This is a genomic window from Amycolatopsis sp. NPDC004169 (assembly GCF_040610315.1).
Taxonomy (GTDB): domain Bacteria; phylum Actinomycetota; class Actinomycetes; order Mycobacteriales; family Pseudonocardiaceae; genus Amycolatopsis.
In genome coordinates this window covers 126,173-137,670 of the sequence record NZ_JBEXMD010000006.1, presented here as the reverse complement: position 1 = coordinate 137,670, position 11,498 = coordinate 126,173, and the positions used below count along the sequence as shown (strand labels likewise).

General features: G+C 73.0%; 9 protein-coding genes. 7 read left to right on the top strand and 2 right to left on the bottom strand.

Going from position 1 to position 11,498, the window contains the following annotated elements; all coding sequences use genetic code 11:
- Positions 1-971: 971 nt before the first annotated feature.
- Together ABZX11_RS10450 and ABZX11_RS10445 are read left to right on the top strand one after the other, a co-directional pair.
- Positions 972-1,370 carry an Lsr2 family protein gene (locus tag ABZX11_RS10450; RefSeq protein ID WP_354911764.1) on the top strand — a complete coding sequence of 133 codons (399 nt, stop codon included), beginning with the start codon at positions 972-974 and terminating at the stop codon, positions 1,368-1,370.
- A gap of 363 nt (positions 1,371-1,733) precedes the next feature.
- A complete protein-coding gene (locus ABZX11_RS10445; RefSeq protein WP_354911761.1) occupies positions 1,734-3,128 on the top strand; it encodes an alpha/beta hydrolase in 1,395 nt (464 codons plus the stop codon).
- Between the two features lie 40 nt (positions 3,129-3,168).
- Here ABZX11_RS10445 and ABZX11_RS10440 read toward each other — a convergent pair whose 3' ends face one another.
- Positions 3,169-5,184: an AMP-binding protein gene (locus tag ABZX11_RS10440; protein WP_176176522.1), complete on the bottom strand. Its 2,016-nt coding sequence runs from the start codon at positions 5,182-5,184 to the stop codon at positions 3,169-3,171.
- 351 nt (positions 5,185-5,535) lie between these two features.
- Positions 5,536-6,558, bottom strand: a complete 1,023-nt coding sequence (locus ABZX11_RS10435; RefSeq protein ID WP_176176521.1) for a LacI family DNA-binding transcriptional regulator — start codon at positions 6,556-6,558, stop codon at positions 5,536-5,538.
- Positions 6,559-7,058: 500 nt separating this feature from the next.
- Here ABZX11_RS10435 and ABZX11_RS10430 point away from each other — a divergent pair, with 500 nt between their 5' ends.
- The 5 genes from ABZX11_RS10430 (at position 7,059) to ABZX11_RS10410 (ending at position 11,481) form a co-directional block, all read left to right on the top strand.
- A complete protein-coding gene (locus ABZX11_RS10430; protein ID WP_354911757.1) occupies positions 7,059-9,305 on the top strand; it encodes a glycoside hydrolase family 3 N-terminal domain-containing protein in 2,247 nt (748 codons plus the stop codon).
- A gap of 77 nt (positions 9,306-9,382) precedes the next feature.
- A complete protein-coding gene (locus tag ABZX11_RS10425; RefSeq protein WP_303247006.1) occupies positions 9,383-9,511 on the top strand; it encodes a hypothetical protein in 129 nt (42 codons plus the stop codon).
- Positions 9,512-9,896: 385 nt separating this feature from the next.
- Entirely contained in the window at positions 9,897-10,265 is a 369-nt protein-coding gene (locus ABZX11_RS10420; protein WP_354911754.1) for a VOC family protein, read from the top strand.
- 75 nt (positions 10,266-10,340) lie between these two features.
- Positions 10,341-10,616 carry a hypothetical protein gene (locus tag ABZX11_RS10415; RefSeq protein ID WP_354911751.1) on the top strand — a complete coding sequence of 92 codons (276 nt, stop codon included), beginning with the start codon at positions 10,341-10,343 and terminating at the stop codon, positions 10,614-10,616.
- Between the two features lie 46 nt (positions 10,617-10,662).
- Complete coding sequence (locus tag ABZX11_RS10410; RefSeq protein ID WP_354911748.1) at positions 10,663-11,481, top strand: hypothetical protein; 819 nt, start codon at positions 10,663-10,665, stop codon at positions 11,479-11,481.
- The last annotated feature ends 17 nt before the right edge of the window (positions 11,482-11,498 follow it).

Here is an 11,498-nt window from a genome sequence, read left to right as displayed (position 1 = left end):
CGACGTCGGTTATTGTTCACTCTTCTGCCGGAAAATGTTACCTCGATTGGGAGGTTTGACTTTACTGCGACGCGCTCACCTGCGAAGACACCGCGTCACCCGGGTGACGAACGGGGGTGATGCCCGGAGTAAGCCGGTTTCGGAAGTTGTGCTTCAGCTTACGGCACGTCACCCGATTGGCGGGTAACGCGGGAGACGCGGCCGGATCGGTGAAATGATCGAGTGAAGAAGGGGTTGCCGTACCACGTTCCGGGATCCCGGCAAGTGGGCAGCACCCGAACCGGGAATGCGGCGCCCGTCGATTGCCACTTTGCTGAACAGTGTTCAACCCGGCGGGGCACACGGTACCGCTCCGACGCCGTCGGCGGGAGGTCGTCGGCGGGAGGTATAGCCGAAAACGCATGTTTGGTCCGTCCGCACTGGCGGCCGGGGCTCGGCGCGCTCCGCCGGGTGCAGCTCACCGGCCCACCTGCGCAGCCGGCGCCGGGCCCGTCCGGCACGGCCGGCGATGGTCGGCATTCGGACCGCGCCCCCACGCCGCCGACCGGGAACGGCCGGAATTGCGACCGCGCACCCCGGGGCGGCCGCCCGGCCCGGCCGCGGGACGGCATTCGGAAACACCCTCGCCACCGATCCGCACCCGGAAGCGACCGCGAATACCGCCACGCCCGCACCCGTCCGGATTGGACGTCCACAGTAGACCGCAAGCCACCTGCGCCGGGAAGCCGCCGCCCTGGCGAAGTCGTTCTTCACCCATTGAGGCGACACCGGTCATTTCCGCACCCCGGTCACGCTTGGCCGAACCCCGGGCTTCCGGCTGGCGATGCGGGCAATTACGCCGAACGGACCCGCCCCTTTTCCCGCGAGTTGAATTCCCTTTCGGGCCGGTTGTGGATACACTTCCTCGCGAACGCCGTGCATTGTGCTTGTTCGCGTTCGGAGAGCGCACATCCACCCGACAGGAGCACCCAGTGGCCCAGAAAGTCTCGGTCGAGATCCTCGACGACATCGACGGCAGCGCCGCCGCACAGACCGTCCAGTTCAGCCTCGACGGCGTCACCTTCGAAATCGACCTTTCGGACCGCAACGCGGCCGCCCTGCGCGACGAACTGGCCCGCTACATCGGCGCCGCCCGCCGGGTCGGCGGCCGGAAGGTGCGCGTGGCCACCGGCCAGTCGACCACCGCCTCCGACCGCGAGCGCAACCAGCGGATCCGGGCCTGGGCGAACGAGAACGGTTTCGACGTCTCCGAACGCGGCCGCCTCTCCTCCGAAGTCGTCGCCGCCTACGAGCGCGCGCACGGCACCGAGACGGAATCGGCGGCGCCGTCCGCGCGAAAGCGCGGTGCGCGCAGGAAAGCCGCAGCCTGACTCCCGATTGCGGCGGGCCGCGCCGCGCGGGGTGAAGGCGCCGGAAATGGAACAAGGCCGTTTCCCCGCCGAAACCGAACCGGCATCCGGCGTCGCGCAGGAATATCCGACCACCCGGCCTGCCACGCGAACGGGCCGCGGTCCGGCCTGTCCGGCGAGTGGCCGTCGGCGAACGGCGCGGCACCGGGTCGGTTCGCCGGGGAAGCGGGTGAACGAACTGGTCCGCGACGCCGCCGAGGCCCGCCCGGGCGCTGTTCACCGCGGCCGGGGTCCGTCGAGGACCCCGCCTGATCGGCTCTTGTGATCCGGACCGCCCACCCCCTACGGTCGGCGGGGCCGGGTCGTCGCGGGGAGGAGCCTCGGGTGCTGGGAACCGTTCTGGCGAGCGCACTTCTGCTGACCGGCACCGCCCCCGCGGTCGCGGACACCGGCTGGGCACCGGCCCCGATCGCCTGGACCGCCTGCCCCGACGACCCCGAAAGTCCTCCCCCGGACGGCGAATGCGGCACGCTGCGGGTGCCGCTGGACTGGAACGCCCCGCACGGGCCGGCGATCGCGCTGGCGGTGGGCCGGCACCGCGCCACGGATTCCGCCCACCGGCTCGGCGTGCTGCTGGCCGATCTGGGCGGCCCCGGCTCGGCGAGCGCGGAATTCGCCGTGACCCCGGGCCTGCTCAGCCCGGAGGTCCAGGCCCGGTTCGACGTCGTGGGCTTCGACGTGCGAGGCACCGGCCGCAGCGAGTTCATCGAGTGCGCCGGCGCGGGTGAGCCGCCGGACGACGTGCCCACCGACCGCGCCGGATTCGCCGCGCTGCGGGACTACCAGGAGAAAGCCGTCGCCGACTGCCGCGCCCGCAACCTCCCGGTGTTCGACCACGCGGACACCGCGACCAACGCGCGGGACATGGAGGCGCTCCGCCGCGCGCTCGGCGAGCCGGAGCTCAGCTTCCTCGGCATCTCCTACGGCACGCTGCTCGGCCAGGAGTACGCGGAACTGCACGGCGACCGGGTGCGGGCGATGGTGCTCGACAGCACCATCGACCACAGCGCCGACCTCGAGCGGTTCCTCGGCGACCGCGCCGCCGCCGCGGACGACGCGTTCCGCCGGTTCGCCGCGTGGTGCGACGGGACGCCGACCTGCGCGCTGCACGGGCAAGACGTCTTCGCCGCCTGGCGGAAAGCCCTGACGGTGACCGCCGGTGTGCCACAGCAGCAGAACGGCCTGCGCGACCGGGTGCTCAAGGACATGTACGGCCCCGACTGGGCCGACGTGGGCCAGGTCATCGCCGACGCCGCCGCCGGCCGCCCGCCGGTCAGCGCCCAGTTCGCCTACAACTACGACTCGATCCGCATGGCCGTCATCTGTCAGGACTTCGACCTCCGGATCCGCGGTTTCGCGCAGTATTCGGCCTTGCACGCCGAAGAACTGCGCCGCGGGCCGGTCATGCGCGGCAGCACGCTGGGCCACGGCGAAGCGATGGCTTGCCTGGGTGTGCACGGCCTGCCGGCGAACCCGCCGCACCGGCTGGACATCCGGCGGGCCCCGCGGATCCTGCTGCTGAACTCCCGCCACGATCCGGCGACCCCGTACGCCTGGGCTCTCTCCCTCCACCGCCAGGCACCGGCGAACACGACGTTGCTGACGTGGGAGGGCGCCGGCCACGCGGTCTACCCGAAGAGCACCTGCGCCCGTTCGGCCGCGGACCGCTATCTGCTGACGCTGGAGGCACCCCGGGACGACGTCGGCTGTCCGGCCTGAATCCGTCCATTCCGGATCACCAACGTCGGCGCAATCCGGTTCACCAGCGGTAGTTGCGGCGCAGGGCGCGTTTCACGACCTTCCCCGTGGCGTTGCGCGGCAGTTCCTCGACGAACACGACGTCCCGCGGCACGGCGAACCGCGCCAGGCGCTCGCGGACGTGGGAGCGCACCGTGTCCTCGTCCAGCTGCGCGCCCGGGGCCAGCACCAGGTAGGCCGCCAGGCGCTGGCCGTACTTGGCGTCCTGCACGCCGACCACCGCCGCCTCGCGGACTTCCGGCAGGGCCAGCAGGACTTCCTCCACCGGTGCCGGGGCCACGTTCTCGCCGCCGGAGACGATCATCTCGTCTTCGCGGCCCTGGACGAACAGCAGCCCGTTCGCGTCGACGTACCCGCGGTCGCCGGTGTCCATCAGGCCGTCGCGGACGTCCAGCTGCTCGCCGTCGGTGTACCCGTCGAACAGCAGGCGATTGCCCACGTAGAGCCGGCCCGTCGCGCCGGGCGGGACCGGGGCGCCCGCCCGGTCCAGGACGCGGATCACCGTGCCGATCGGGGCGCGGCCGGCCGTACCGCGGGCCGCGCGGAGGTCGCGGGGTCCGGCGATCGCGGCCCAGGACACCTCGGTCGAGCCGTACAGGTTGTAGAGGATGTCGCCGAAGGCGTCCATGAACTCCTCGCCCAGCCGGCCCGGCAGCCCGGCGCCGGAGCTGGCGACCACGCGCAGGGAAGACAGGTCGTAGCGGGCTCGCGTGCGCTCCGGCAGGTCCAGCAGCCGCCGCAGCATCGTCGGCACCGCGAACAACGCCGTGCAGCGCTGCCGTTCGATCATCGCCAGCGTCGCTTCGGGGTCGAACCGCCGGGGCAGCACCAGACCCGCCCGCAGCGCCATGCCGAGCTGGAGCGCGGCCAGGCCCCAGGTGTGGAACAGCGGGGCGGCGACCAGGATCGGTTCCCCGGCCCGCAGCGGGATTTCCGACAGCACCGCGGCGGCGTCGGCGACGTTGTTCGGGGTCGGGCGGCGCGCGCCCTTCGGCGGACCGGACGTGCCCGAGGTGAGCACGACGAGCCGGCCCGGCTCGGCGGGCGGGGCGATCCGGGTGGGCGGCTGCGCTTCGATGAGGTCTTCGATCGTCGCGCCGTGCCACCCGTCCCCCGGCGGCCACGTCCACAGCTGCGGCACCTCCGGCGGCAGCCGCCGGCGCAGCGCGGCGAACTCGGCGTCGGCGAGCACGAGCCGGGAACCGTGCCGCAGCGCGAACTCGGCGACCTGCCCGAGCGCCAGCCCGGTGTTCATCAGGGCCACGTCCGCGCCCAGCTTGCTGCAGGCGATCATCGCCTCGACCATCGCGTTGTGGTTGCGGCACATCAGGAGCACGCGCGAGCCCGCGGTGACGTCGTGGCGCTCCAGCACGGCGGCCAGCCGGGAGGTGCGGTCGTCGAGCTCGCCGAAGGTCCGCTCGGAGCGCTCGTCGCACAGAGCGAGGGAATCCGGCGCGCGCCGCGCCACCGCCTCGTAGCCTCCGGCCAGCGTCGAGCCCCAGCGGCCGACCGAGCGCAGCTGCCGCAGCGTCCCGGCCGGCTGGGCCGGGGTGAGGACGCCGGCCTTCACCAGGATCCGCGCGAACTCGCGCTTGGACGGCCGCGACGACGGCGGATCCGCCGCGGGGACGCCGCCGAGGTGGTCGCTGATCGCGGCGACCGCGTCCAGGATCCGCTGCCGGATCCGCGGCATCGCCGGCGAGCGGCCGTCGAGCAGGGTGAGCAGGATGGTGAGCGCGCAGCCGCCGGGCACCGGCCGCAGCACGACGGACATCCGGTGCTGCCGCCCGGACCAGGCCAGCTGCTCGTCCCGCCGGTGGACGAAGATCTCGGCCTCGCCCTCGCCGCCGGCGCGGTACCGGTAGCGCGCGCCCCGGCCGGTCGCCTCGGAAACGGGCTCGCACGAGGTGATCCCGCGGACGAACCGCGGGTAGAGGTGCGGGCTGCCGACGATCGTCCACACGGCCGCGGGACTGTGCGGAACGGTGACGGTGAGCTCGAGCAGTTCCGGTTCCATCAGCCCACCACGGGAGCCGACGCCGACGCACTGGTCATGACTCGGCTCCCCCTTGTCGCCTCCTCCGGTGGAGGTTCGGCCGTTCGGCCGGTCCGCCGAGCATCCGTTTGCGCCGCCGGTCGTGTCAACAAGGGCGCGCTCGATTCGACGTATTCAACCGTGGGGAGCGCGGGAAAACCAGCGAACCGCCGGCTGCTTCACGCAGTTCTCACGCCGGCACGGATCACCACGGTGGTGTCGACCGCCCGGCCGCGTGCAGGCGCGTGCGGCAACGCCGGCGCCAATTGGTCGTTGCCCGGCGAAGGCGCCAGGGGCGCCCGGAAACCGTGATTACAGTCGCCGAGCGCCCGCTCAGGCGGACTCCCGGACCACCAACGTGGTCCCCAGCACCACCCGCCGCGGCCGCCGGGCCGTCCCGTCGATCGCCGCGAGCAGCTCGCCCGCCGAGCGGGCGCCGAGGGCGTCGACCGGCTGGCTCACCGTTGTCAGCGGTGGGTCGGTCGTCCGCGAGACCGGTGAGTTGTCGAAGCCGACCACCGCGACGTCGTCGGGCACCCGGCGGCCGGTGCGGCGCAAGGCGCGCAGTGCGCCCACCGCCATCATGTCCGAGGCGACGAACACCGCGTCCAGGTCCGGCCGCCGGTCCAGCAGGCGCCGCATCGCGTGCTCGCCGGAGGCCTGGCCGAAGTCGCCGTGGGCCACCGCGCCCGCGTCGATGGGGCCCGCTCCGGCGATCGCGGTGAGGTAGCCGGTGAGCCGGTCGCGGCCCGGCGCCATGTCCTTCGGGCCGGCGACCGTCGCGATCCGCCGTCGTCCGGTGGCCTGGAGGTGGCGCACCGCCGCCTCGGCGCCGCCGCGGTTGTCCACGTCCACGTACGTGTACCGGGCGGGGTCGGGGACCACCGGCCGGCCGGCGCTGACGACCGGGAGGTCCACGCAGGACAGGGCCGTGGTGGACCGCGCGTGCGTGCTGACGAACAGCGCCCCGTCGACGTGCCCGCCGGCGAGGTAGCGGAAGGTGGTGTCCTGGGCGGCCGCCTGCATCATCAGCACCACGACCTGGATGCCCGCCGCGGTGAGCGTGCGGTCGATGCCGCCCATGATGCGGCCGAAGAACGGGTCGGAGAACAGCCGCAGGCCGTCCTCGCACAGCACGACGGCGACCGTGCCGGTCCGTTGCGCCTCCCCCGCCCGCGCCGCTCGCTGCCGCACGTAGCCGAGGGCGCGCACGGCCTGTTCGACCTGGCGCCGGGTCTCGGCGCGCACCTGCGGGAACCCGTTGAGCACCCGCGACGCCGTCGCCGACGAGACACCGGCGGCCCGGGCCACGTCGGCCAGGGTCGGCCGCGGATCGGAAAGGTCGAGAACGGTCATGGTCACCTCCGTGGGGACAGCACGAACCGAGGCGCGCTCCCACCCGGAAGACATTTCCGGGAAGCCGCGCCGAAGCCGTATGTTAACGCTAACATTCGAGGGGAGCGGGATCCGGACCGCCGCTGGTTTCGACGGTCTCTTCGGTCACCACTGGTCAGCGGGGGCCGGCGCGACGATGGCCGGGGTACCGGTTCTTGGTCACATCCGCACATCCTTGGGCGAGAGTGGGTCGAACGGGTGAGCCGCGGCCGCGTCCGGTGATCTTTTGACCGCTTGCTCGGCAGCCTTGATGCTGGAACCAGGCGACCCGGTGTGTCAACCGGATGACCGAAAGTGCCCCCGGAAAGTCGTGCCCCGCCGTCGAAATCCGTCGAATCGAGCCGGCGCGCGCGACACCCGCGCTTTTCTGCGGACGTGTCCGCCCGGGTCTAGGCTGACCTCACCAGACCGATCAAAGGAGTCCGCCACCCCGCTTGCCGCCTCGCGAAAGGGTCCCCGCCATGCAGCTGCGTCACGAAACCACGGCCGCGGGCGGGGTGAACCGGCGCAGCGTGCTCGCCGGCCTCGCCGGTTCCGTTGCCACCGCCGGGCTGCTCGCCCCTTCGGCGGCCGAGGCGCAGACCGCGCGGCCGGAACGGGATCCCCGCGTCGAGGCGCTGCTCGCGCGGATGACCCTCGCCGAGAAGATCGGCCAGCTCCAGCTCGTCGGCGACGAGACCACCGCCCGCGCGGCGCTGGCCGCCGGACGGCTCGGCGGGGTGTTCTCCGTCGTCGGGGCCGCGAAACTCAATGCGCTGCAACGCATCGCCGTCGAGCAGACCCGGCTGAAGATCCCGCTGGTCTTCGGCCTCGACGTCATCCACGGCTACACCACCAACTTCCCCATCCCGCTCGCGCAGGGCGCGAGCTTCGACCCCGCCGTCGCCGGCACCGACGCCGCCGTCTCGGCGAGGGAGGCGCGCCGCAGCGGGATCCACTGGACCTACGCGCCGATGATGGACGTCACCCACGAGCCGCGGTGGGGCCGGATCGCCGAGGGCTACGGCGAAGACCCCTACCTGGCCACGCAGTTCGCCGTCGCCAAGGTGCGCGGCTACCAGGGTGACGACTACTCCTCGCCGGACCGGGTTGCCGCCTGCGCCAAGCACTTCGTCGCCTACGGCGGGGCCGAAGGCGGGCGCGACTACAACACCGTGGACGTCTCCCTGCAGCGGCTGCACAACCTCTACCTGCCGCCGTTCAAGGCCAGTGTCGAAGCCGGCGTCGCCACCGTCATGGCGAGCTTCAACACCGTCAGCGGCGTTCCCGCGCACGGCAACGGTTACGTCCTGCACGACGTCCTCAAAGGCGCCTACGGCTTCCGCGGTTTCGTCGTCAGCGACTACACCGGCATCGAGGAGCTCATCCTGCACGGCCTGGCGGGCGACGGCGCGGACGCCGCGGCGGCCGCACTGCCCGCCGGTGTCGACATGGAGATGGTCAGCACGAACTACGCCCGGTTCGCCGAGCGGCTGCTGGCCGACCGCCGGATCACCCGGGACCAGCTCGACGACGCCGTCCGCCGGATCCTGCTCGTCAAGGTCCGGCTCGGCCTGTTCGAACGTCCCTACGTCGACGAAGCCGGCGAGGTGAAAGCGCCTTCACCGGCCGCGCTGGCCGCGTCGCGGCAGGCGGCCGCGCGGTGCATGGTGCTGCTCAAGAACGAGGGATCCCTGCTGCCGCTGGCGAAGAGCGTCGGCTCGGTCGCCGTCGTCGGACCGCTCGGGGCGGCGACCTACGACCTCAACGGCACCTGGGCGGGCCTGGGCACCGGCGCCGGGACGACGCCGCCGGTGACCGTCGTGGACGGGATCAAGGCCGCGGCGCCCGGCGCCACCGTCGGCTACAGCCCGGGCTGCGCGGTCGAGGGCACCGACACCAGCGGCTTCGCCGCCGCGCAGCAGGCCGCGCGCGCCGCCGACGTGACGGTCGTGGTCGTCGGCGAAACCGCCGCGATGAGCGGCGAGGCGGCGGCCCGCAGCAGCATCGACCTGCCCGGGGTGCAGCAGCAGCTGGTGGCCGCGGTCAAGGAGACCGGGAAGCCGTTCGTGGTCGTGCTCGTCAACGGCCGCCCGCTGACCATCCCGTACCTGCACGACAACGCGCCCGCCATCCTCGAGGCGTGGGCACCGGGCGTGCAGGGTGGCCACGCGGTCGCGGACGTCCTCTTCGGCGTGGTCAACCCGGGCGGCAAGCTGCCGGTGAGCTTCCCGCGCGCGGTGGGCCAGATCCCGATTTACTACAACCACGAGAACACCGGCCGCCCGGCCGACCCGGCGAACAAGTACACGTCCAAGTACCTGGACCTGGCGAGCGGACCGCTCTACGAGTTCGGTCACGGCCTGTCGTACACGACCTTCCGCGTCGACGGCCTGCGGCTGTCGGCCACCCGCCTCCCGGCCCGCGGCGGCCGGATCGAGGTGAGCGCGACGGTGACCAACACCGGCGGCCGCGCCGGCGACGAGGTGGTCCAGCTCTACCTGCGCGACCCGGTCGCGAGCATCGTCCAGCCGGTGCGCAGGCTGCGCGGCTTCCGCCGGGTGACGCTGGCCGCGGGCGCCTCGACGACGGTCTCGTTCCCCCTCACCCCGGACGACGTCGGGTTCTACGACAACACCGCCCGCTTCCGCGTCGAGCCGGGCGAGATCCAGGTGTACGTGGGCACCAGTTCGGCGGCCACGCTCTCGGCGAGCTTCACCGTGGTCTGAGCCCGGCCGAGGCGTGCCGCGGGTCACTGTTCGGCACGCCGGCGCCCGGGTAATCACGGGTCGTCGAAAGGACGGACGTGAACGACAACCCCACCCCCACCATCGTCGCCAACCCGAACCGCATCCGGATCCGCACCGAAGCGGATCTCCGGCGCAGCGCGCCGCCCGTGGAGCCGGCCACCGAGCCCACGCCCCGGGACCGCTGAGCCGGTCAGCCGGCCGGTGCGTGGCCGGCCGGGACGTGCAGCCACGCGCGGGTCGTGGTCTCCTTCACCGCGGCGAACACCGAGGCGTGGCTGCTGAAGGCGATGTCGAGCGTGCCCGTCCGGAGTCCGCGGACCGCTGGCCAAGGTGATGACCTGGACGGTAGAAGGCCGCGCCGTCGACGAGGGGCAGCCGCCACGGCACCGGGGTTGCGACGACGTCGTCCGGGTCCACGCGACGGTTGCAGCGGCACGGAGATCGGCGCCTATTCGGTCCTTCGCGCAATTCAGCAGGCGCGTTCGGCCCACCGCCGCCGGGCAGGTGCGCCGGCGGCGGGTGCGCTGGGAGGATGGACCGGTCCGACCCCGTGGTCGTCTGGAGGCTTCGATGAGTGAGACCGGCAGTGAGATCGGCAGTGAGATCGGCAATGTGCTCTACCCCGTCCCGGACGTGGCGAAGGCCATCGAGTTCTACCGGGACGGCCTGGGCCTGCCGCTGAAGTTCGCCGACGGCGACCGGTACGCGGCGCTGAACGGCGGCCGCACCACCTTCGCGCTGGCCGGCCCCGAGGAAGACGTCACGGGTGGTAAGCCCGCGGCGTCCTTCAAGGTCGCCGACGTCCCCGCCGCGATCGCCCAGTTGCAGGAGGTGGGTGCGACGGTGCTGTCCCCGGCCGCCGAAGGGCCGCACGAGATCCGCGCGGTGCTCGCCGACCCGTGGGGCAACGCGTTCGTGGTCTACGGCCCGAAACCGTGACCGGGGCTGGGCCGTTGGGGCGATTCCGCGGCCTCGGCGGTTACGGACGTGCGGATCCCCGCGACTGTCCCGAACGTGAGATCCCTGATCCGCGCGGTCGCCGCCGGTGCCGCTCTCGGGCTGCTGCCCCTGGTGGCGGCCGCGAAGTGCGATGACTCGCCGGCCCCGGCGACGTCGGTCACCGCCCCGGTCGGCGGTGACTCGCTGCCGCCGGGGGCCAGTTCGTCGCCGCAGGCGGCCGAGCCGAGCGGGCCGTCGATGACGCTGCCCGAGCCGACCATGACCCAGCCGCCGTCCAGCACGTCGGAGCCGAGTGGTGCGCCGAACCCGACGACCGGCTCCACCCCGTAGCGCTCGCCGGCCGGAGGAGGCCAGGGGCGGGTGGTGGACGCGGGCGATGGCGGTGCTCTCGCAGACGGTCCTGCTCTCGTCGGTGCTCTTCTACTTCGGCTGGGTGCGCACCCAGGCGACCTGGGGGTACTTCGGGATCGACGTCGGCCTGCTGGGCTACTCGACCGCCGACTTCGCCCTGCGCAGCATCAACGCGACGTTCCTGCCGCTGATCGGGATCGGTGTCGTGGCCCTGCTCGCGGTCGCGTTCCACCGCGGCGTGCTGCTCCCGGCGGTGCTGGGCGCGCGGACCGTGCGCGGGCGCAGGATCGTCGAGACCGCGATCCGGGCGGCGCACGCCCTCGGTACGGCGGCGCTCGCGGTGCTGGCGATCGGGCTCCTGGTGCCGCCGGCGGTCTCGTGGGCACCCGCTGTCACCCTGCCCCTGGTCCTGCTGCTGTCGGCCGGGCTGCTCGCCTACGCCGACCGGCTCCGCGCGGCGCAGCGGCCGGCGTCACCGGGGAAGCCGGGACTGCGGCCGCTGATCCTCGCCGTGCTGGCGCTGATCGGCCTGCTGTGGTGCGTGGCCGCGTACGCGCGCCGGACGGGGGAAGAGGCCGCGGCCGGGGTCGCGGCCAGCCTGCCGTCCCGCCCCGCGGTCACCCTTTACAGCGCCGAGCGGCTCGCGATCGCCGGGCCCGGGGTCGTCGTCGCCCCGCTGGCGCAGCCGGACGCGAAGTACAAGTTCCGGTACAGCGGACTGGTGCTGCTGCAGCCGGTCCAGGGGCGGTACCTGCTCCTGGCCGCGCAGTGGCGCAAGGGCATCGACCCGGTGTACGTCGTCCCGGCGGGCGACGACGTCCGGATGGACATCGTCGGCCACTGACCGAGACATCACACGTC